Source organism: Cryobacterium sp. 10C3 (assembly GCF_034314285.1).
Classification (GTDB): domain Bacteria; phylum Actinomycetota; class Actinomycetes; order Actinomycetales; family Microbacteriaceae; genus Cryobacterium; species Cryobacterium glucosi.
Map to the genome: position 1 here is coordinate 360,952 of NZ_JAVIWF010000002.1, position 21,520 is coordinate 382,471.

Annotated in this window: 17 protein-coding genes and 2 pseudogenes; 14 read left to right on the forward strand and 5 right to left on the reverse strand. The window is 69.4% G+C overall.

Annotation, left to right across the window (positions count from 1 at the left end; translation table 11 throughout):
* Positions 1–201 precede the first annotated feature (201 nt).
* From RGU41_RS02230 to RGU41_RS02285, 11 genes and pseudogenes are all read left to right on the forward strand, one after another.
* Entirely contained in the window at positions 202–1,212 is a 1,011-nt protein-coding gene (locus tag RGU41_RS02230) for a MoxR family ATPase (protein WP_322135411.1), read from the forward strand.
* Entirely contained in the window at positions 1,209–2,588 is a 1,380-nt protein-coding gene (locus RGU41_RS02235; RefSeq protein ID WP_322135412.1) for a DUF58 domain-containing protein, read from the forward strand. Before RGU41_RS02230 ends, RGU41_RS02235 begins: the two co-directional genes overlap by 4 nt.
* The gene (locus RGU41_RS02240) at positions 2,585–3,967 is read left to right on the forward strand and encodes a hypothetical protein (RefSeq protein WP_322135413.1); all 1,383 of its coding nucleotides are present in this window, start codon (positions 2,585–2,587) and stop codon (positions 3,965–3,967) included. The genes RGU41_RS02235 and RGU41_RS02240 overlap by 4 nt, the downstream gene beginning before the upstream one ends.
* Positions 3,968–3,981: 14 nt before the next feature.
* Positions 3,982–4,200, forward strand: a complete 219-nt coding sequence (locus RGU41_RS02245; protein ID WP_322135414.1) for a transglutaminase domain-containing protein — start codon at positions 3,982–3,984, stop codon at positions 4,198–4,200.
* Complete coding sequence (locus tag RGU41_RS02250) at positions 4,197–4,970, forward strand: hypothetical protein (protein WP_322135415.1); 774 nt, start codon at positions 4,197–4,199, stop codon at positions 4,968–4,970. Before RGU41_RS02245 ends, RGU41_RS02250 begins: the two co-directional genes overlap by 4 nt.
* A complete protein-coding gene (locus RGU41_RS02255; protein WP_322135416.1) occupies positions 4,967–5,728 on the forward strand; it encodes a hypothetical protein in 762 nt (253 codons plus the stop codon). Before RGU41_RS02250 ends, RGU41_RS02255 begins: the two co-directional genes overlap by 4 nt.
* Positions 5,703–9,089 (forward strand): FtsK/SpoIIIE domain-containing protein, encoded by a 3,387-nt coding sequence (locus RGU41_RS02260; protein WP_322135417.1) that lies wholly within the window; start codon positions 5,703–5,705, stop codon positions 9,087–9,089. Before RGU41_RS02255 ends, RGU41_RS02260 begins: the two co-directional genes overlap by 26 nt.
* A gap of 212 nt (positions 9,090–9,301) precedes the next feature.
* On the forward strand, positions 9,302–10,513 hold the full coding sequence (locus RGU41_RS02265; protein ID WP_134445876.1) for an ABC transporter substrate-binding protein: 1,212 nt from the start codon (positions 9,302–9,304) through the stop codon (positions 10,511–10,513).
* 1 nt (position 10,514) lies between these two features.
* A pseudogene (locus RGU41_RS20690) lies at positions 10,515–11,721 on the forward strand (ABC transporter ATP-binding protein).
* Complete coding sequence (locus tag RGU41_RS02280; protein WP_134445874.1) at positions 11,721–12,635, forward strand: ABC transporter permease; 915 nt, start codon at positions 11,721–11,723, stop codon at positions 12,633–12,635. Before RGU41_RS20690 ends, RGU41_RS02280 begins: the two are co-directional and overlap by 1 nt.
* On the forward strand, positions 12,632–13,438 hold the full coding sequence (locus RGU41_RS02285; protein WP_174774623.1) for an ABC transporter permease: 807 nt from the start codon (positions 12,632–12,634) through the stop codon (positions 13,436–13,438). Before RGU41_RS02280 ends, RGU41_RS02285 begins: the two co-directional genes overlap by 4 nt.
* An 11-nt stretch (positions 13,439–13,449) precedes the next feature.
* On the opposite strand, the gene RGU41_RS02290 is transcribed toward RGU41_RS02285, so the two are convergent.
* Both RGU41_RS02290 and gabT read right to left on the reverse strand, forming a co-directional pair.
* Positions 13,450–14,484, reverse strand: a complete 1,035-nt coding sequence (locus tag RGU41_RS02290; RefSeq protein WP_241975397.1) for an asparaginase — start codon at positions 14,482–14,484, stop codon at positions 13,450–13,452.
* Positions 14,484–15,853, reverse strand: a pseudogene (gabT, locus tag RGU41_RS02295) (4-aminobutyrate--2-oxoglutarate transaminase). The gene RGU41_RS02290 and the pseudogene gabT overlap by 1 nt, the downstream one beginning before the upstream one ends.
* 62 nt (positions 15,854–15,915) lie before the next feature.
* Between gabT and RGU41_RS02300 the strand changes: the two are divergent.
* Positions 15,916–16,389, forward strand: coding sequence for an OsmC family protein (locus RGU41_RS02300; RefSeq protein WP_134445872.1), 474 nt, complete (start codon positions 15,916–15,918; stop codon positions 16,387–16,389).
* Between the two features lie 26 nt (positions 16,390–16,415).
* Here RGU41_RS02300 and RGU41_RS02305 read toward each other — a convergent pair whose 3' ends face one another.
* Together RGU41_RS02305 and RGU41_RS02310 are read right to left on the reverse strand one after the other, a co-directional pair.
* On the reverse strand, positions 16,416–17,753 hold the full coding sequence (locus tag RGU41_RS02305; protein WP_134445871.1) for an aminotransferase class III-fold pyridoxal phosphate-dependent enzyme: 1,338 nt from the start codon (positions 17,751–17,753) through the stop codon (positions 16,416–16,418).
* Positions 17,754–17,817: 64 nt separating this feature from the next.
* Positions 17,818–18,624, reverse strand: coding sequence for a lysophospholipid acyltransferase family protein (locus tag RGU41_RS02310; protein WP_370294610.1), 807 nt, complete (start codon positions 18,622–18,624; stop codon positions 17,818–17,820).
* Positions 18,625–18,676: 52 nt separating this feature from the next.
* On the opposite strand from RGU41_RS02310, the gene dxr reads away from it, so the two are divergent.
* Together dxr and RGU41_RS02320 are read left to right on the forward strand one after the other, a co-directional pair.
* Entirely contained in the window at positions 18,677–19,759 is a 1,083-nt protein-coding gene (gene dxr / locus RGU41_RS02315) for a 1-deoxy-D-xylulose-5-phosphate reductoisomerase (protein WP_322135418.1), read from the forward strand.
* A 76-nt stretch (positions 19,760–19,835) separates the two neighbouring features.
* Positions 19,836–20,582, forward strand: coding sequence for a hypothetical protein (locus RGU41_RS02320; protein ID WP_322135419.1), 747 nt, complete (start codon positions 19,836–19,838; stop codon positions 20,580–20,582).
* A 4-nt stretch (positions 20,583–20,586) separates the two neighbouring features.
* Here the strand turns inward: RGU41_RS02320 and RGU41_RS02325 are convergent, their stop codons facing one another.
* The gene (locus RGU41_RS02325; RefSeq protein WP_322135420.1) at positions 20,587–21,501 is read right to left on the reverse strand and encodes an NAD-dependent epimerase/dehydratase family protein; all 915 of its coding nucleotides are present in this window, start codon (positions 21,499–21,501) and stop codon (positions 20,587–20,589) included.
* Between the last annotated feature and the right edge of the window lie 19 nt (positions 21,502–21,520).

Sequence of the window (21,520 nt, forward strand, 5' to 3'; positions counted from 1 at the left end):
CCCGTGGCAGGTGGCCCCACCAGCTGCACTCTCGCCGTTCCCGCAGCAGCAGGCACGGCTCGCCTCGCTGTTTCCGTCGACCTCGGGCTCGGCTCGGGCAACCCGGTGTACAACTACGACCGATGAGATCGATGAAACTGTTGAGACTTTTCCCATGAAGACCCGAAAGACGCTGAGATGACTATCCCAAGGACCGGCCCGATGAATGCCCCGACGAACTCGACCGAGCAGGCGGCCGCCGCCACGATGACCGCAGGGGAGGCCGCGCAATTCGCCGAGGCCTTCGAACGGCTTGTCTCCGGGGTCGAACGGGTGCTGCTCGGCAAGCACCACGTCATCCGGATGGCTTTCACCGCGCTGCTCAGCGGCGGTCACCTGCTGCTCGAAGACGTGCCTGGCACCGGCAAGACGAGCCTCGCCAGGGCGATCGCGCAGAGCGTCCAGGGCACCAGCAACCGGATCCAGTTCACCCCGGACCTGCTCCCCGGCGACATCACCGGTGTCAGCATCTATGACCAGCGCAACGGCGCCTTCGAATTCCACCGCGGTCCCGTGTTCGCGAACATCGTGCTCGCCGACGAGATCAACCGCGCGAGCCCGAAGACCCAGGCGGCGCTGCTCGAGGTGATGGAGGAGGAGCAGATCACCGCGGACGGGGTGACGCACCCCGTTGCCGAACCGTTCATGGTGATCGCCACCCAGAACCCGATCGAGCAGGCGGGCACCTACCGGCTGCCGGAAGCCCAGCTCGACCGGTTCATCATGAAGGCCTCGATCGGCTATCCCGACCACGCCTCGACGATCCGGATCCTCGAGGGTGCCGGACGGCGTGCGCACGCGGTCGTCATCCCCGCCGTCGTCTCTGCCGCGACGGTCGTCGAACTCGCCGCGCTCGCAAGGACGGTCCACGTCGACCCCTCGATCAACGACTACGTCTCCCGCCTGATCGACGCGACGCGCACGACCACCGAGGTGCGCCTCGGCGCGAGCGTGCGCGGGGCGCTTGCCCTCATCCGCACAGCGAAGACCCTCGCCGCGGCCAACGGGCGGCACTATGTCATTCCCGACGACGTGAAACAGCTCGCAGAGGCGGTCCTCGCGCACCGGCTCCTGCTCGATCCGGAGGCCGAGTTCGACGGTGTCACACCCTCGAGCATCGTTGCGCGCATCCTGATCGAGACGCCTCCGCCGGGAGACCGGCAGGCCGCGTGAGCGATCTGGGCGGCGCACGTCCGAACGGCCTCGGCGAGGACACCGCCGACGGTCGTCTCGCCGTGCTGCTCGTGCGCTCGGTCCGTGCCGTCCTGGCGACCGGTGCGCTGCTGACGATGACCTGGCGGCTCGCCACTGCCGTCGTCACGGTCCTCGGCTGGAGCGTGCTCGCATCCGCCGCCGTCGCCCTCGCGACCGGCTACCTGCTTGGCTGGACCGAACTCGTGGTGCTCGGCTGGGCTGGACTCGCGCTCGTCCTCGCTTCCTTCGGCTTCCTGTTCGGGCGGACCGCGTACCAGATCCGGCTCAGGGTTCCCGTGGACCGGGTCGTCGTGGGGGAACGGGTTCCCGGTGAACTGATCGTGCGCAACCCGACCGGCCGCCGGCTGCCTGGCGTCGGGGTCGAGGTTCCCGTCGGCCTCGGCCTCGCCGAGTTCGCCATGCCCGGGCTCGCCAAGGGCGCAAGCTTCGAGGACGTCTTCATCGTCCCGACCGTGCGGCGCGGGATCATCCCGATCGGGCCGGTGCGGACGGTGCGCGCGGACCCGGTCGGCCTCGTGCGCCGGGAACTCGTCTGGGCGGAACGGGTCGATCTCTTCGTGCACCCGCGCACCCTCCCGATTCCGAGCATGAGCACGGGGTTCATCCGTGACCTCGAGGGAAACCCCACCCGTGACCTCACCAACCTCGACATGTCCTTCCATGCCCTGCGCGAATACGTGCCGGGGGATGAACGGCGCAGCATCCACTGGAAGAGCACCGCGAAGACCGGCCGCCTCATGGTGCGCCAGTACGAGGAGTCCCGGCGCAGCCACCTTCTGGTCGCACTGAGCCTCGCCGCAGACGACTACGCCGACGACGAGGAATTCGAACTCGCCGTGAGCGTCGCCGGTTCGCTCGGGGTGCGGGCGATCCGCGACGCACGCACGGTGTCCGTCGTCACGAGCACCGTTGCACCCGCCGCAGCCCGCACGGGTGCGGCCGGCCGGGATCAGGTGCAGCACCGGCCGAACCGGGCAGGCACGAAGCGGCGTCCCGCCGCCGAAAGGCTCAGCACCCTGACGATCACCCGCCTGCTCGACGACCTGTGCCGAGTGGATCGCACGGCGGACGCGTTGCCGCTCGGCGCGCTCGCGCAGTCCGCAGCGGATGCCGTCGCCGGTGTTTCCGTCGCCTTCCTCGTGTACGGCTCAACGGTGAGCCTCGCCGAGCTGCGCGCAGCGGCGACGCATTTCCCCGGCGGGGTCGAAGTCGTGGCCGTCGTCTGCGCGACAGAGTCCGTGCCGAGCCTCCGGCGCGTCGCCGAGCTCAGCGTTCTCACCGTCGGCTTCCTCGAAGACCTGCAGCACAGCCTCGCCAAGGGGGTTGCCGCGTGACCGGGAGAGTGAAGCCCCGCGCATCCGCCGCCTTCATCGTCGGGAACACGGCCGCGCTGCTGCTCGCGACGATGGTCGCGGCCGTGACTCTCTGGCCGGTCTACGGGAACCGCGAATTCGTGGTGCTCGTCGTCGTCACCGCGTTGCTCGGTTCGGGCATCGCGATCCTCGGTACGGTGTTCCGCTGGCGGGCGTGGCTGGTCTCGCTGGTCACGATCGCGGTGTATTTCCTGGTCGGCGTGCCGCTTGCGATCCCTGGCGAGGCGACCGGGGGCGTCCTGCCGACCCTCGCCGGGCTCGGGGACCTCGCCGCGGCGACCGCACTGAGCTGGAAGGAGCTCGTCACGATCGTGCTCCCGGTCGGCTCGTACCAGGCCCTGTTGGTTCCGGCCCTCATCCTCGTCCTGTCGAGCACCGTCGCCGGACTCTCGATCGCCCTCAGGGCACGGGTCGGCGAGCTCGGCGCACTCGGTCCGATCGCGCTCTACGTCGCCGGGATCGGCGTCGGACCGACCGTCGGATTCGCGCCGATCGAGACCGGTCTCGCTCTCTTCGTCGTGCTGCTGTTCTGGCTGCTCTGGCAACGCGCGGCACGCCGCCGGGCGCTCCTCGCCCTCTCCGGTGCCCGGCAGTCCGCGCGCACCCGCGAATCGCGGGCCGGTCGCCGGCTCACCGCGGCCCGCGGGGTGCTCTCGGCCGCGCTGATCGCCGCCCTCGCGATCGGGGTCGGCACCGCGGCGGCCGTGGCCTTCCCTGTGCAGGTGCCCCGGGATGTCGTGCGGGCCCGCGTGCAGCAGCCCTTCGACCCGAATGATTACCCGAGCCCGCTGAGCGAATTCCGCAGTTACCTGCAGCCCGGGCGGTCCGATGCCGTGATGCTGTCGGTGACCGGCCTGCCGGCCGGGGGACGGCTGCGACTCGCGGCCCTCGATTCCTACAACGGAATCGTCTATTCCCTCGACGGCGCAGCGAACTTCTTCACCCGCCTGCCCGACCGGCTCGACCAGAGCGGGGTCTCCGGCGACCCCTCGTCGATCGACGTGACCATCGACGATTACGCGGGCGCCTGGGTCCCGGGTACCGGGCAACTCGAACGCATCCGCTTCAGCGGGGAGACCGGGACGGCCCGGGCCGATGCGTTCTACTACAACGACGGCACGGGGACCGCTGCCGTCCTCGGGGGCTCGCTTCCGGCGACACCTACACGGCCACCGCGGTCGTGCCACGGGTGCCCGGGTCGCTCGCGACGCTCACGCCGGGCACGGCCGCCCTCCCGGCCCTCGAAGCGCTACCCGACTCCGTCGAAGGGGCGCTCGCGGGATACGTTCGCGCCGGGGACCCGCCCGGCGTGCAATTGCAGGCCATGCTGGACGGGCTGAAGGCGAATGGTTACGTGAGTCACGGCATCGGTGAGGACGAGCCGGTGAGCCGGTCTGGCCACGGTCTGGACCGGATCAGTCAGCTTTTCACCGATGAGCCCATGCTCGGGGACGCCGAACAGTACGCCGTCGCGGCCGCGCTGTTGGCGCGGCGGCTGGGGTTCCCGGCCAGGGTCGTCATGGGATTCGCCCCCAGGCGCTCGGAGCCGCCGACGCGTCGGAAACGCCGGTGATCGTGCACGGGGCCGACGTCTCCGCCTGGATCGAGGTCCAGACGGCAACGGAGGGCTGGGTGACGATCGACCCCACTCCCGCCGTGCGCGACGTGCCGGAGAAGCAGCCGGACCGGCCCCAGATCGTCTCGCGACCGCAGACCGTCGTGCCGCCGCTCGTCCCGAGTGTGACGGAGCAGCGGGATCCCGCCGCTCCGGAGGATGCCGCGGAGACGCCGCCGGCACCGCTGTCGCCGTTGCTGGCGCTGCTCGTCACCGTGCTGACGATCACCGGTTGGACGCTGCTCGCCGCCCTCGTCATCGCCGGCCCGTTCCTCGTCGTGATCTTCGCGAAGGCCCGTCGGCGCAGGCTCCGCCGCGGGAGGGGCTCAACGCTCGACCGGGTGCGCGGCGGCTGGCGCGAATTCGCGGACACCGCGGCGGACTTCGGCATCGATGTGCCGGTCGGCGCGACCCGCCTCGAACTGGCCGAGGCGGTCGGCGGGGAGCCGCCTGTTGCGGTGGCGGTCGCGGTGGACCGGGCTGTTTTCGCGCCCGGACGGCCGAGCGACGGCGTCGCTGACCAGATCTGGAGAATGGTCGAAGACCTGCGGTCCGCGCTCGCCGCGGGACGCACCCGCAGGGACCGGTTCCGAGCCCTCATTTCGCTGCGCTCGTTCGCTCGCTACGCTGGAAGGGCATCCGTTCCACCTGCGAATCGGGGCACGCCGAGCGGGCACCGGGTTTCCACACCCGACCGGGACCGGCGAAAGGAAGGAGTCGTTTCGTGAATTGCCTGATCTGCGGGGCACCGCTGAGCGCGGGCGCCATGTTCTGCGGTGAGTGCGGCAGTTCGACGAAGGCGACCCCGAAGACCCGCAAGCGTCACGACCCGCGTCCGAACGACACGACGATCATCCAGCCGCTGCGAACCCGCCCGACCGTTGTCTCGATTCCGGTGACCACCGCTGCGGCCGGTCCCGGCGTGCTCGGTGAGCCTGGAGTGTCCGGCCCGCCCGTCGCCGTTCCGGCACCCGAAGCCGAAGCCGAAGCCGAAGCCGAAGCCGAAGCCGAAGCCGAAGCCGAAGCCGAGATCGAATCGTCGTCGCCGTTCGCGCCGGGCCGTCGCCTGCACCCCGTTACCCCCACGCGTCCGTCCCGACAGGGCGCGCACACCCACGGTTCCCACGTCGCCCTCACCGGCGGTGGCGCCCCGACAACGGGCGGCGCCTTCGTGCTGCAGTTCAGCACAGGGGAGGACCTCGAAGTGCGCGGCACCGGCCTGATCGGACGCCGGCCGATGCCGCAACCGAGCGAGCACTTCGACCGTCTTGTGCAGATCATCGATCTTGGCATGTCGGTGTCGAAGACCCACCTCGAGTTCGGCCAACATGACGGCGAGCTCTGGGTCAGCGACCGCTTCTCCGGCAACGGCACCATCATCCGCCGCCCCGACGCGACGATGGTGCGGTGCGAGCCCGGCCGCCGCTACCTCGTGCCGCGCGGATCGCGCGTCGAGATCGGTGACCAGTACTTCCAGGTCAGCTGAGACGTCCGGCCAGTCCGGCCTCTCCGGCCTGTCCTCGACGCTCCTCACCACCCGGGCCATCCGGTCCCCGGTGCACGGATGCGGTTGGTCGCCTGTCCTGATCGCGTTCCGGTGCTCTGCTACCCGGGTGACCGACTTCTTCCTCGCCGACGAACCGCTGTCGCTGCCCGCGTCCCCGACGGAACCCGCTCCCGCCGCGTTTCCCCTGATCGCCTCGCTGGCACCCCTCGTGGCGGCCGGCGTGATCTGGCTCGTGACCGGTTCAGCGTTCGTGCTGGTGTTCGCCGTGCTCGGCCCGGTGATCGCCGTGGCGAGCGTGGTCGACGGGCGCCGAGCCGCACGCCGCACCCGCCGCCGCGATGCCGCCGCGCACTCCGCGGCTCTCGCCGAGCTGCGGAACGCGGTCACCGAGCGCCACACCGAGCTGCGGCTGCGGCACCGGCAGGAGACCCCGTCGGCGGCACAGCTCCTCGAGACGCCGGACCGGGCATCCCGCTGGAGATCCCGGGCCGGGGGCGCAGTACCCGTGGTGCTGGGATCGGGTAGCACGGCGAGCGGTATCCGTCTCGAGGGAACCGGCTCGGAGCGGGAGCTGCGAGCCTGGGCCGCCACGCTCCTGGACGCACCCGTCACAGCGGATGCCTCTGGCGGCGTCGCGCTCGTCGGGCCCACCGCCCTCGTGCGCGCGTTCGCCCGGGCGCTGCTCGTGCAGCTCGCATTCGCCCTGGCACCCGACCGTTTCGCCCTGGAACCGGTCGTTTCGGATCAACCGGACGACGACTGGGCGTGGACAGGGGCCCTGCCGCACACGACCCGGGCGGGCGGCGTGGCAGACGCGGGTCCCGCGGAGACCGTTGGGCCCGCGGACCGCAGAGGCCCCGGGGAGGCAGCCCGGAAGGTCGTGCTGCTTCGGTTCACCGACATGCCGGTCGCAGGCAACCACGCTCCCACCGTCGAACCGCGACAGGGACACCGGCGGGTGCCGTGGCTGCTGCTGGCCACGGACCTCGTCGACGTGCCGCCCGGTTGCGCGACGGTCGTGCGTCTTCACAGTGCAACGAAGGCCGAGGTGCTCTTCCTTGCGGAATCCGAGCACCCGGGGAGCCCCGGGAGCCCGGGGAGCTCCGCGGGTCAGGGGTCTCGTCGGGGGTCGTCCCAGCGCCCGGACTTCCGGCCTGAGTTCGTCACGAGGGAACAGGCGATCGGCTTCGCCCGGCTGCTCCGAGAGCGTGCGGCAACGGCGGGTCTTCTCGGTGGGCATCGTTCGCTGCCCGCCCGGGTGACGCGCGCCGAGCTGGCCGCGATCACCGGGCATCCGCTCGCCGCGGTGGCGGCGGACCGGGACGGTCTCGCGTGCGCGATCGGTATCGGCGCCGACGGGCCGGTCACGCTCGACCTCGTCGGCCAGGGTCCGCACGCCGTTGTCGGCGGCACCACCGGGAGCGGCAAGAGCGAACTGCTGGTCAGCTGGGTCAGCCAGATCGCCGCGGATCGCTCGCCGGACGAGGTCACCTTCCTGCTCATCGACTTCAAGGGCGGTGCCGCGTTCCGCCCGCTCGCTGTTCTCCCGCACTGTGTCGGGCTGGTCACCGACCTCGACGGGCACCGGGCGGAGCGCGCCCTCGCGAGCCTCGCAGCGGAGCTTCGTCACCGCGAGCGGGTGCTCGCCGCAGCGGGTGCGAGGGATCTCGCCGAATGGCGTTCGCTCGGCGGGCCGGCGTCGCCGGAGAGGCCCGCGTTGCCGCGGCTCGTGATCGTCGTCGACGAGTTCGCGACCATGCTCGCGTCGTTTCCGGAACTGCACGCGCTCTTCGTCGATATTGCGGCCAGGGGACGCTCGCTGGGTGTGCACCTCGTGCTGTGCACGCAGCGCCCCGCCGGAGTCGTACGGGACGCGCTGCTCGCCAACTGCACGCTCCGGATCTCCCTGCGCGTCAACAACGCGGCGGATAGCCAGGCGGTGCTCGGGACAGATGCCGCGGCCGCCATCGCCGCCGCCGTTCCCGGTCGCTGCCTGATCGCGCTGGGGGATGGCGGCCCAGAGGCCTGCCAGGTCGCCGTCACCTCGGGCGCGGAGATCGAGGCCCTGGCTGCGGTCGCGGGCTCAGCCAGGGACGGAGGCGTCGTGCCGCCCCGGCACCCTCGCCGACCGTGGCTCGATCCGCTCCCCGCCGTGGTGGCCCTCGCCGACCTCGCCGACCTCGAGGGGCTTCCGGACCTCGGCAGGCCCGATTCGGAGCTCCATGCGCCGGACAGGACCCCGGGCGGCGAACCGGAATTCCGCTTCGGACTGGTCGACGAGCCGGACCGGCAACGGTACGGCGTGGCCCGGTATGGTCCAGGGGACGGCAACATGTTCGTCCTCGGCGGAGCGCGCAGCGGCAAGACCTCGGTGCTCGCCGTTTTCGCGTCCCAGGCACGCGCCGCGCACTCGTGGGTCGGTTGGCCGAATCCCGACGTCGAAGCGGTCTGGGACGCCCTCACCGAGGCGCGCCGCTGGATCGACCGGGGAGGCGCGGGCCGGGTTCGCACCGCTCAGGCCGGTGCAGGCCCGGACCGCCGCGCCCGCTCGAGGCTCCTGTTCCTCGACGATTTCGATTCGGTCTGCGCCCGCTGGGAGCCCGACCACCGGCAGGCGGCGCTCGAATGCCTCGCGAGCCTTCTTCGCGACGGACTGCCGGTCGGACTGCGCGTCGTGGTCACGGCGCAACGCCTCACCGGGCCGCTTCAGAACCTGGCGGCGCTGTGCCAGGAACACCTGTTGCTGCGCCTGCCCGACCGGGCCGAACACCTCGCCGCAGGGGGACAGGCGGCCCAGTTCGACCCAACCCTCCCTCCCGGCGGCGGACACTGGCGTGGCCGGCGCATCCAGGTGCTCGCTCCACAATCTCCTGTCCCGCACACGGCTGCATCCCCGGTCGCCGGCAGACCGGACCGCGCAGTCCCCGGCCCTGACGCGCGCCCGACCGCGACCGTACTCGCTCTCGCAGCGGGCACATCGATCATCCACGTGAGCGGGTCCCCGGCCCGCTCGGCCGCTCACCTTCGAGCGGATGCCGCGCACCCGGACGTTGTGGAGCTGACCGCCGGTGCCGGTGTGGCGAAACCGGAGGCAGTCCTGGCCCGGCATGGCGCGGCGACCGTCTTCATCGGGGATCCCGAGACCTGGCAGGCCAACTGGTCGCTCCTGGCCGCGCTTCGGGTTCATTCGCCCATCGTCTTCGACGGCTGCACCCTCGCCGATTACCGCATGCTGACCCGCAGGCGGGATCTCCCGCCACCCCTGGCACCCGGCCGCGGCCATCTCTGGTCCCTGTCGCCCGAAGGCGACCTCAGCAGGGTGGCCTTCGGTGCGGCGTGATTCCGGTCGGGCCTCGGGCGCCACCCGACCAGCGCAAGCGCCCATTTCGAGTGTCAAACGACGCCGAGACCACTGATTTCGTGACAAGTGCGTTACGTAATCGATGATTTGGTCACTCAGCCGTGACTAACGGCCCGCGCTGTGCGAGTATCTAGCAACTCACCCGTCGTCGTGTGGGTGTTCGCTCGCTGAAACGCAAGGAGACCCCAGACATGATGCCGAGGCCGTTGCCCGCCGACCCGATGATCCGCCAGCTCGTCCGCCAGGCCCAGCATGCCACCCTGGGTCGTCGCACCCTGCTCGCCGGAGCGGGCGCCGGGGCCGCGGCCCTCGCCCTTGCTGCGTGCTCCACCGGTGGAGCAGCCAAGCCCTCCGCGGCCGCCGACGTCTCCGATTCAGACAAAACCATCCGCTGGGACAACTGGGCGCTCTACATCGATGTAGACGACGCCGGCAGCTACCCCACGCTCGCGGCGTTCACCGCCGAAACCGGCATCAAGGTCGCGTACACGGAAGCCGTCGACGACAACAACACCTACTACGGCAAGGTCAAGGACCAGCTCGCCCTCGGCAAAGACATCGGCGCCGATGTCGCGTGCCTCACCGACTGGATGGTGGGCCGGCTGATCCGCTTCGGTTACACCCAGGGCCTCGACCACGCGAACATCCCCAACCTGAGCAACCTGCTCCCGTCCCTCAAGGACGTCGACTTCGACCCGGGTCGCGCGATGAGTGTGCCGTGGCAGGGCGGCTTCGCCGGGATCGCCTGGAACAAGGAAAAGCTCCCCAACGGCTTCACCTCGGTCTCCGAGCTGTGGGACCCGAGCCTCAAGGGCCGCATCGGCGTCCTCTCCGAGATGCGGGACACGATGGGCCTGATCATGCTCGACCAGGGCGTCGATATCTCCGGGAAGTGGGGCGACTCCGAATTCGGCGCCGCGATCGACGAGTTCAAGAAGCAGGTCGCCAACGGCCAGGTCCGCAACATCAAGGGCAACTCCTACAAGGAAGACCTCGTCAACGAGGACACCCTCGCCGCCATCGTCTGGTCGGGCGACATCGTGCAGCTCAACGCCGAAAACGGCGACAAGTGGGGCTTCGCCGTGCCCGAGAAGGGCGGAACGCTCTGGAACGACAACTTCATCGTTCCGATCGGGTCCCCGCGCAAGAAGAACGTCGAAAAGCTGATCAACTACTACTACGAGCCAGAGGTCGCCGCAGAGGTCGCCGCGTACGTGAACTACATCACCCCCGTCGCCGGTGCGAAGGAAGCCGCGATGGCGATCGACCCCGAGCTCGCGAACAACCAGCTGATCTTCCCTGACGCCTCGACCCTCGCGAAGGCGCACGTGTTCCGCACCCTCGACGGGACAGAGGAACAGAAGTACGGCGCCGACTTCCAGTCGATCCTGCTGGGAGCCTAGGGTGGCATCCGGCACCTTCGCCGATTCGGGTGCCGACCTCGAACTGGTCGGAATCCAGAAGCGTTTCCCCGGCTTCACGGCCATCGAACACCTCGATCTCTCGATCCCGGCCGGCTCCTTCTTCGCCCTGCTCGGCCCGTCCGGCTGTGGCAAGACCACGACGCTCCGGCTCGTCGCCGGCCTCGAGGAGCCGACCGCCGGCAGCATCCTGATCGGCGGGGCGGATGTCACGCAGCAGAAGGCCTTCCAGCGCCCGGTCAACACGGTGTTCCAGAGCTATGCGCTGTTCCCGCAACATGACGGTCCTCGAAAACGTCGCCTTCGGACTCCGCCGCCGGAAGATCGCCGACCCGGTCGGCAAGGCGCACGAGGCGCTCCGGCTCGTCGAGCTCGACCACCTCGCCGCGCGCAAGCCGCAGCAGCTGTCCGGCGGGCAGCAGCAGCGGGTCGCCCTCGCCAGGGCGATCGTGAACAAGCCGGCACTCCTGTTGCTCGACGAACCGCTCGGCGCCCTCGACCTCAAGCTGCGCCGCCAGATGCAGCTCGAACTCAAAACCATCCAGGAGGAAGTCGGCCTCACCTTCCTGCATGTCACCCACGACCAGGAGGAGGCCATGACCATGGCCGACACCATCGCGGTGATGAACAAGGGCCGGATCGAACAGATGGGCGCGCCCGAGCTGCTCTACGAGCTGCCGAAGACGGCGTTCGTCGCGAACTTCCTCGGCCAGTCGAACCTCTTCACCGGGCCCGTCATCGGCAGCACGAGCACCTCGATCACCGTCGACATCGCCGGGCACCGGGTACTGGTCCCCGCCGACCGGGCGCACCGCCACGCCGGCGAGGTCACGATCGGCGTCCGGCCGGAGAAGATGTGGCTGCATCGCAAGGCGCCCGTCGAGGCCGCCGACCGCAATGTCATGGGTCCCGGCCGGGTGATCGACGTGTCATTCAGCGGCGTGAGCACCCAGTATCTCGTCGCCGTGCCGTACATCGGCACCCTGATCGTCTTCGCCCAGAACATGGCCTTCGGCCCGGTGGCGGATGTCGGCGACGAGGTCTGGCTCGACTGGCACGTCGAGCACGGCTTCGGCCTCGAAGACGAACCCGTTCCGGGAGCCGGGCCCCGGTTCGCCGCGGACACCGACACCCGGAGCATCGCGGCGCAGCGCCGCGAGTCCCTCGTCACGGAGCTCGAGGAGGCCTAGTGGCGTTCGCGGCCTTCGCCACCACGACTGCGCAGGCAGACCCGGCCCCGCGGCGACGCAGCCGGGTCGCCATCCTGTTGCTGTTGCCCGGCATCCTCTATCTCGTTCTGTTCTTCCTGACCCCGCTCGTCTCGCTCCTGATCACCTCGTTCCAGGCCCCTGCGGAATTCGGGGACATCGGCCAGTACACCTACGCGTTCAACTGGCAGAACTACGTCGACGTCGTCACCGATTACTGGCCGCACATCGTGCGGTCCTTCGCCTTCGCCCTCGCCGCGACGGTGCTCGCCCTGCTGTTCAGCTACCCGCTCGCGTACTTCATCGGTGTGACCGCGCGGCGCTGGCCGCTGCTGCAGAGCCTGATGCTCGTGCTCGTGATCGCCCCGTTCTTCATCAGCTTCCTGCTGCGCACCCTGGCCTGGAAGCAGCTCCTCTCCGACGAGTCCTTCGTCGTGACGAGCCTCAAGGCCGTCTCGCTGCTGGCACCGGATGCCCACCTCACCGGGACCCCGATCGCCGTCATCTTCGGGTTGACCTACAATTTCATCCCGTTCATGACACTTCCGCTCTACACGACTCTGGAGCGGCTCGACCTGCGCTACCTCGAGGCGGCGAGCGACCTGTACGCGCACCCGTTCGAGGTGTTCCGCAAGGTGACGATTCCATTGTCGATGCCAGGGATCGTCGCGGGCACCCTGCTGACCTTCATCCCCGCCGCCGGCGACTATGTCAACGCGAGTCGCGACTTCCTGGGCGGACCGGACAGCCAGATGATCGGCAACGTGATCGAGGCCAACTTCCTGGTCCTGTTGAACTACCCGGCGGCCGCGGCGCTCTCGATCATCCTGATGAGCGTGATTCTCGTGATCGTCGGAATCTACGTCAAGCGCGCGGGCACGGAGGAACTGCTGTGAAAATCTCCCTCGGCAGATGGCTGCTGCCGGTCTACTCCGCCCTCGCCCTGCTGTTCCTGATGGTTCCGATCGCCTACACGTTCGTCTTCTCGTTCAACGATTCGCTGAAGTCGAACATCACCTGGCGCGGGTTCACCTTCGACAAGTGGCTCAACGTCTGCGCCGTGCAGAACGGCGCGGTCTGCGAGGCGTTCGGAAACAGCCTCGTGATCGGCTCGGTCGCGACCGTGCTTGCGACCGTGATGGGCACCATGATCGCGATCGCCATCGTGCGCTACCGGTTCCGGTTCCGCTCGGCGACGAGTCTCCTGCTGTTCCTGCCGATGGCCACCCCCGAGGTCGTGCTCGGCGCGGGACTGGCCGCGCAGTTCCTGTCGCTCGGCGTCGCCAAGGACATGACCACGATCATCCTCGCGCACACGATGTTCTGCATCAGCTTCGTCGTCGTGACCGTCAAGGCCCGCGTCGCGAGCCTCGACCCCGCGCTCGAGGAGGCCGGGCGGGACCTCTACGGCTCGTCGACCCAGGTCTTCCTCAGGGTGACGCTCCCGCTGCTGGTCCCCGGCATCCTCGCCGCCGCCCTGCTGTCCTTTGCGCTGAGCTTCGACGACTTCATCATCACGAACTTCAACTCGGGCGCGGTGACGACCTTCCCGAAGTACATCTACATCTCAGCGGCCCGCGGCATCCCGGCCGAGGCGAACGTGATCGCCTCCGCCGTCTTCATCTTCGCGCTCGTCGTCGTCGTCACCGCGCAGGTGTCCTCCGCGGCACGGGCGAAACGGCTCGCCCGGCAGGGGTAGTGGGTGAGTCGTCAGCGGTAGCTCGCGTGAATGCGCCCGACCGGGTGGCCGCCGCCGTACACGGCGAGGCCGAGGTCGGGGAGCAGCGCCTCGACATCCGTGTGTGCGATCGCGCCGGCGTCGGCGAGCAGGTTGAGCGCCACGAGCGTCGCCGCGCGCAGGCTGCCGTCCAGGATCTTGAGGGCGACCGTCGTTCCGTTCGGGGCGGCCGCGACCATGATGCCTTCAGCGCCGCCCTTCACGAACAGGCCGAGCCGATCGATCACGAGGGTGTCCGACTTGCCGGGGCCCGCGACGACCCAGCCGTTCTGGCGAACGGCCTCGGAGAGGAAGCCGGCCTCGCGGTAGATCGCGAACGGCGAGTTCGACTTGGACGAGGCGATCCGGCCGATACCGCGCGCCAGCCCGGCGAGGGAGAGCGCGTGCACGGGCGCGCCGCAGCCGTCGACACCCGAGGCGGCCGGGCGTTCGCCGGTGAAGCGTTCGACGACATCGAGAATGCGTTTCTGCAGCGGATGCTCCGGCTCGAGATACCCGGTCAGCGGCCACTCGTTCTGCACGCACGCCACGAGCATCGCCGCGTGCTTGCCCGAGCACTCCATGTAGATGGGGGCCTGGCCGGCGCCGAGGCGCACGAGCGCGTCGCGGGTGGCGTGGTCGATCGGCCAGGCCGGCGGGCACGCGAGCGCGGTCTCCGGGATTCCGGCCCGGGAGAGCAGGCCGCGCACGAGGTCGGCGTGCCGCTGGGTGCCGGTGTGGCTCGCCGTCGCGATCGCGGCGTCCTCGCCGCGCAGGGTGACGCCGCTCGCCATCACGGCGACGGCCTGGAACGGCTTCATCGACGAGCGCGGGAAGACCGGACTCGTCACGTCGCCGAGGGAGCGGAGCACAGCGCCCTCAGCCGTGAGCACGACGGCGGAACCGGCATGCCTCGATTCGACGAAGCCGCTGCGTTCGACGACGGCGAGTTCGACGGCATCCGTCACGGCGAAGGTCTGCACGGGGTGCGGGAGCTGGGTGTGCCCGATTGTGTCCGCGAACGACACTAGAGCGCGGCGATCGCGTCGTCGATGACCGAGAGGGCATCGAGGAGCAGGACGTCGGTGACGGCAAGGCTCGGCAGGAAGCGGAGCACGTTGCCGTAGGTGCCCGCTGTCAGCAGCAGAACGCCGTGCTGGGCGGCGTATGCGGCGATCGAGTTGACCGCGGCGGCGTTGGCGACCTTGGTCGTCGCCCCGGTGCCCGGCTGCACGAGCTCGATCGCGATCATCGCGCCACGACCACGGATGTCCCCGATGATGTCGTACTTGTCCTTCAGCTTCCCGAGGCCCGCACGAAGGGTCTTCTCGATCCGCTGTCCCTCCGCGAGGAGGTTGTTCTTCTCGATGGCCTCGAAGACGGCGATCGCGGCTGCGCAGGAGACCGGGTTGCCGCCGAAGGTGCCGCCGAGGCCGCCGGTCTGGGAAGCGTCCATGATCTCGGCGCGTCCCGTGACCGCCGCGAGGGGAAGCCGCCGGCGATGCCCTTGGCCGTCAGCACGAGGTCGGGGACCCAGCCGAAGTGCTCGCTCGCGTAGTAGGCGCCGGTGCGGGCCATGCCGCTCTGGATCTCGTCGGCGATCATGACGACGCCGTTGGCGGTGCACCACTCCTGCAGGGCGGTGAAGTACCCCTCTGCGGCGACCATGAAGCCGCCTTCGCCCTGGATCGGTTCGACCACGAGGCAGGCCAGGTCGGACGCGCCGATGACCTTGTCGAGGTAGGCGATCGTGCGTGCCGCGGCATCCGCCCCGCTGAGGCCGTCGTGATAGGGGTAGGAGCTCGGCACGTGGTAGACGTCGCTCGCGAGCGGGCCGTAGCCGGTCGCATACGGCATGGCCTTGTAGTTCATCGCCATCGTGAGCACGGTGCGGCCGTGGTACGCGTGGTCGAGCACGGCGACGGCGCGGCGGCCGGTGAACTTGCGGGCGATCTTCACGCCGTTCTCCACGGCTTCTGCACCCGAGTTGATCAGCACCGACTTCTTGGCGAAATCACCAGGGGTGTGCTCGGCGAGGAGCTCGCAGACGCGCACGTATTCCTCGTACGGCGTGACCGTGAAGAGGGTGTGGATGAAGTCCTCTGCCTGCCCGACCGCGGCGGCGACGACGCTCGCCTCGGTGTGGCCGATCGTCGTGACGCCGATGCCGGCGCCGAGGTCGATGAACTGGTTGCCGTCGACGTCGACGACGATGGCACCGTGGGCCTTCACGATGTACACCGGGAGAGCGGAGCCGACGCCGCCGGACACCGTCGCGAGGCGGCGCTTCTGCAGTTCGACCGAACGCGGGCCCGGGACGGCCGTGACGATGCGTCGCTCCTGCGTGACCGAGGGAGCAGTGGACGTGGGGGTCGAGGGCGTCAGCGTGTCAGTCATGATGCGTCCAGTTTACCCAGTGTCGTTTCCCGGTTGGGGTAGCGCCCTGAGAGAATCGGGGAATGAAAATCGAGCACCACTACGACGTGCGGGTGGCCTGGACGGGCAACCGCGGAACGGGAACGAGCGACTACCGGGCGTACGGTCGCGACCATGTGGTTTCGGCGGAGGGCAAGCATCCGCTCGAGGGGTCGTCTGACCGAACGTTCCACGGTGATGCCGACCGCTGGAACCCCGAGGAACTACTGCTCGCGGCCCTGAGCCAGTGCCACATGCTGTCCTACCTGCACGTGGCCGCGCGGAACGGTGTCGTCGTGGTCGGCTACACCGACGACGCGACCGGCACGATGGTACAGACGAGGGATGGCGGCGGTCACTTCACCGAGGCTATGCTGCGTCCGCGGGTCACCGTGGCCGATCCCGGCCAGGTGGAGCTCGCTCACTCGCTGCACGCCGAGGCGGCCCGGGAGTGCTTCATCGCAGCTTCCGTGAACTTCCCGGTGCGCCACGAACCCGAAACCGTCGCCGTTCCCTGACCCTCGGGCCAGGGAACGGGCGAGGTTCACACGCCGGAGAGGGCGCGGAGGGTTTCCTCGATGACGGATGCCGCGTCGTCGATGAGTTCCTCGGAGATGACGACGGAGGGCATGATCCGCAGCACGGAGTCCCAGCTGCCGGCATCGAGCACGATCACGCCGTGCGAGGTCGCGTGCTTGAGGATCGCGGTGAGCGCCTCGGGGTACGGCGTGGTCGTTCCGGGGTGCACCAGCTCGACGCCGAACATGGCGCCCTTGCCGCGCACCTCGCCGACGACGGAGAACTTCTCGGCCCAGTCGCCGATGCGGGCCCAGAGGGCCTTCTCGACGCGCCTGGCTTCGCCGAGCAGGTCGTCGCGTTCGATGATCTCGAGCACCTTGAGCGCTGCCGCGGTCGAAACCGGGTTGCCGCCGAAGGTTCCGCCGATGCCGCCGGGCTGGACGGCATCCATGATGTCGGCGCGACCGGTGACGGCGGCGAGCGGGAAGCCGCCCGCGATGCCCTTTGCCGTGGTGACGAGGTCAGGGACGACGCCGTGGTGCTCGATCGCGTACCAGACGCCGGTGCGGGCGATGCCGGCCTGGATCTCGTCGGAGACGAAGACGATGCCGTTCTCGGTGCAGAACTCGCTGATCCGCTTGAAGTAGCCGGGGGCGGGGATGACGATGCCGCCATCGCCCTGGATCGGCTCGACGAAGAACGCCGCGATCTCGGTGGCGCCGATGTGGGTCGTGATGTAGTCGATCGTCTTCTCGGCGGCTTCCTCGCCGGTCAGGCCGTCGCGGTACGGGTAACTCGTCGGGACGCTGTAGATCTCGCCGGGGAACGGGCCCATGCCGGCGCGTTCCGGCCAGGGCCGGTACGTCATCGTCATGGTCAGGTTGGTGCGGCCGTGGAAGGCATGGTCGAGCGCGACGATGGCGCGGCGCCCGGTGAACTTGCGGGCGATCTTGACCGCGTTCTCGACGGCCTCGGCACCGGTGTTGACCAGGATCGACTTCTTCGGGAAGTCACCGGGGGTGATCTCGGCGAGCTTTTCGGCGACGGCGACGTAGTTCTCGTACGGCGTGACGGTGAAGAGGGTGTGGGTCAGCTTCGCGGCCTGCGCGGCAGCGGCCTCCGCGACCTCGGCGTTCGCGTGCCCGATCGTGGTGACTCCGATGCCGCAGCCCATGTCGATGATCTGGTTGCCGTCGACGTCGACGAGGATCGCGCCGGCTCCGTGGTCCATGTAGATGTTGACGAGCGTGCCGGCTCCGCGGGACACCGAGTTGACCCGGCGTTCCTGCAGTTCAATGGACTTGGGGCCCGGCAGGGCGGTGACGAGTTTACGTTTTTGGGGGACCGAGTACGAAGCAGACATGGGTCCAGCTTAGTTTGCGGCGATTTCCCCGGTGTTTCCGCGCGCCGGTAGCTGCTGAACCCGGCTAGACGCGTTCTCGCGGGAAGACCTTGTCTGCGAGCCCGTGCAGCCCGGGGCGGGGTGATTCGTTGTACCGCCCGGCGAGCTCCTGGCCGGAGAGCTGGTGGATCGCGGCCATGATCTCGTCGGTGGCCTGGCGCCTGGCCCGGCCTGAGGTCGCGGGCCCGTGGCGGCTCACGTCGATCGGTTCGCCGAAGTTCACGGTGATCTTCCGCACGCGCGGGATCCGGGTGCCGACGGGCTGGATCTCCTGGGTGCCGATCAGGCCGACCGGCACGACGACGGCACCCGTCGTGAGGGCGAGCCAGGCGACGCCGGTGCGCCCCTTGTAGAGCCGTCCGTCGAGGGAGCGGGTGCCCTCTGGATAGATGGCGAAGGCGCTGTCCGACTCGAGGATGCTGCGGCCCGCGTCGAGCGCGTCCTGTGCGGCCTGGCCCGCGCCGCGTTCGATCCCGACAGCACCGATCGACTCGAACCAGGTTCGGGTGAGATAGCCCTTGATTCCCGTCCCGGTGAAGTACGTCGACTTCGCAAGGTACTGCACCCGACGCGGCGTCACGAGCGGGATGACCATGCTGTCGATGAAGGAGAGGTGGTTGCTCGCGATGATGACCCGGCCGGAGCGGGGGATGTTCTCGGTCCCCGTGATGACGGGCCGGAAGATGATCCGGGCGATCGGCGCCATGACGCCGTAACTCAGGTAGTAGACGAATCCGGGACGACGGGTCCTGGGGAGATCCGAGGCGGTCTCCGCGACCTCGTCGGGCTCCTGGATAAGGGGTTCCTGGGGTTCGTCCTTGGCTCCGGTCACTGCTCGACCCTACCGCCGTGACACCCGGTACCACGAAAGCTAGCATGAGGGAATGCGCAGACGAGTAGTAATTCTCGGGTCCACCGGCTCGATCGGAACCCAGGCCCTCGATGTGATCCGGGCGAATCCCACCCGGTTCGAAGTGGTCGGACTCTCGGCAGGCGCCAACCGGGAGATGCTCGCGCAACAGGCCGAGGAATTCCAGGTCGACGACACCGCGCTCGGCGCCGACGAATCCGAACAGCTCGTGACGGATGTCGACGCCGACGTCGTGCTCAACGGCATCACGGGCTCCGTGGGGCTCGGTCCGACCCTCGCGGCGCTCAGGGCCGGGCGCACCCTCGCCCTCGCGAACAAGGAATCCCTCATCGTGGGCGGCGACCTCGTCACGGCGCTCGCCGCACCCGGGCAGATCGTGCCGGTCGACTCTGAGCATTCCGCGATCGCGCAGGCGTTGCGCTCGGGGACGGCACGTGAGGTGTCCCGGCTCGTGCTGACGGCATCCGGTGGCCCGTTCCGGGGCCGCACCCGCGAGGAGATGCGGGCCGTCACCCCCGCCCAGGCGCTCGCGCACCCGACCTGGGACATGGGGCTCGTCGTCACGACGAACTCGTCGACCCTCGTGAACAAGGGCCTCGAGATCATCGAGGCTCACCTGCTTTTCGATGTCGCCTACGAAGACATTGACGTCGCCGTGCACCCGCAGTCGATCGTGCACTCGATGGTCGAGTTCATCGACGGCTCGACGATCGCCCAGGCGTCGCCGCCCGACATGCGCCTGCCGATCTCGCTCGGCCTCGACTGGCCGAACCGGGTCGCCGCCGTCGGTGTTCCCCTCGATTGGACGAAGCCGCAGACCTGGACCTTCGAACCGCTCGACACCGTTGCGTTCCCGGCCGTCGCGCTCGCGAAGCAGGTCGGCCGTGCCGGTGGCACATACCCGGCCGTGTTCAACGCGGCCAATGAGCAGGCCGTCGCCGCGTTCCACGCCGGCAGGATCGGATTCCTCGACATCGTGGACACCATCCAGCGGGTCGTCGAGACCCACGAGCAGGACGGCCCGCTCACCCGGGAGTCCCTCGCGGCAGCAGAGACCTGGGCGCGCGCCGCCGCAGACAAGCTCCTCTCGGCGTAGCCCGCTCCGGCGCCCCGCCAACCCAAAACGTCCGGTCAGAATCCTATTCAGCGGATACTGTGAGATCACAACGGCAATGGGGGACAACGGCGTGGCGATCAAGATCTGTGTGAAACGCGCCGTTCCGGCGGCCATGCTCTGTGGCATTCTCGCCTTGATGCTGACGGCGTGCGTCGGTGCGGACGGGGCGAGCCTGCCGGCCGCCGTGCCGTCGGTCTCCCCGTCGACTGCGGCGACGGATGCCGCGACCGCGCCGACGAGGACGCCGATGGCCGACCCTGCGTCCGATCCGACCACCATCGTCGTGCATTCTGACCGGCTCGAGGTCGTCGATGCCGCGGGCGTGCCGCGAGGTTCTGTCGACTACACGGAACCCATCGCGAAGGCCGTGGCTATCCTCGTTGCAGCGACCGGGACCCAGCCCGTCGTGGCGCCGTCCGCCCACGTTGCGGAGTCGGACCCGGGCACGTCCTACAGCTGGGAAGGGATCACGCTTACCGACCCTGTCACCACGGTCGAGTCGGCGTGGCAGTTCGACTGGTACGCGCAGGTCGACGGGCCGTCATCCGGAGGTCTCTCGATAACCACGGCTGCCGGTGTGCGGGTCGGCCAGACCAAGGCCGACGTCGACGCGCGCGCCCCGGGTGTTCTGACGCCTGTCGATGTCACTGGAGGCACGGCATACGACGCAACATTCGAGGAAAGGAGCGTCGCGACGGGCGCGAGCGGCGAGGAGATGACGTATTCGGTGCGGGTACGGGTGGGGACCGCGCCGGCCGTCGTCACGACGTTCGTCGCCCCAGCTCAGAACTGGGGCGGCTGAGCGGTCAGGCGCGGTAGCTGTCCGCCGTCGTGGTGAGCGCGTCGAGCCACGGGGTCGCGACGACGCCGAGCTCGCGTTCGGTCTCCGCAGAGTCGATGATGAACGGCGACGTGAACTGGTAGCTCGAGGTGTAGACCTCGCGCATCAGGGGGTTGGCCAGGCCGATGCTGCGCAGCACCCACTGTGGGTAGCCGGAGACCGAGCCCGCGCAGTCGTAGCGTTCGTTCAGCTCGGCCGCGATCTCCACGCGGCTGGCCGACGCACTCGGCACGTGCCAGATCCGGCCCCAGTCCCCGGCGTAGTCCGCGGCGGCGATCAGGGTCGAAACGATGTCGGGCAGGTAGCTCCAGCTGTGCGGGAGCTCGGGCCTGCCCACGACGCGCGCGGTCTTCGAAGCCAGGATCGCGGTGAAGAAGTCCGTGCCGAGGTGCGCGGTACCGGTCGCTCCCGGCCCGAAGTAGTCGCTCGCGCGCACCTCGACCGCCCGGATCTGCCCGGCCTCGTGCGCCGCACGCACCCGGCGCCACCCCTCCCTGCGAACCAGGCCCTTGCGCTCGGTCGTCGTCTCCGGCGTGTGCTCGGTCATCGCGCCGCGCGGTGTGCCGTAGGGGTAGAGGTTCCCCATCACAACGAGGGAGGCGCCACTCGCCGCGGCGGCTGTGATCGCCGCGCCGATGATCGGCGGCCACTGCGCGGCCCAGTCCGTGTATGGCGGGTTCGTGCAGAGGAAGATCGTCGAGGCCCCTGCCGCCGCGGCGGAGAAAGCGTCCGGGTCGCTCGCGTCGAGTACCAGCGGGGTCGCGCCGGCCGCTGCTGAGCCTGAGCGCGTCGCGATCGTGACGGTGTCCCCGCGCGCCGCGAGCCGTTCGGCGACGGGACGGCCGATCAGACCGGCCCCGACTACAAGATGGTGAGTCATATGTCCTTCCGGCCCATGA

Coding starts and splice junctions, on each gene's coding strand:
- RGU41_RS02230 (WP_322135411.1), top strand. CDS start 202: ATGAATGCCCCGACGAACTCGACCGAGCAGGCGGCCGCCGCCACGATG.
- RGU41_RS02265 (WP_134445876.1), top strand. CDS start 9,302: ATGATGCCGAGGCCGTTGCCCGCCGACCCGATGATCCGCCAGCTCGTC.
- RGU41_RS02300 (WP_134445872.1), top strand. CDS start 15,916: ATGAAAATCGAGCACCACTACGACGTGCGGGTGGCCTGGACGGGCAAC.
- RGU41_RS02305 (WP_134445871.1), bottom strand. CDS start 17,753: ATGTCTGCTTCGTACTCGGTCCCCCAAAAACGTAAACTCGTCACCGCC.
- dxr (WP_322135418.1), top strand. CDS start 18,677: ATGCGCAGACGAGTAGTAATTCTCGGGTCCACCGGCTCGATCGGAACC.
- RGU41_RS02320 (WP_322135419.1), top strand. CDS start 19,836: ATGGGGGACAACGGCGTGGCGATCAAGATCTGTGTGAAACGCGCCGTT.
- RGU41_RS02325 (WP_322135420.1), bottom strand. CDS start 21,501: ATGACTCACCATCTTGTAGTCGGGGCCGGTCTGATCGGCCGTCCCGTC.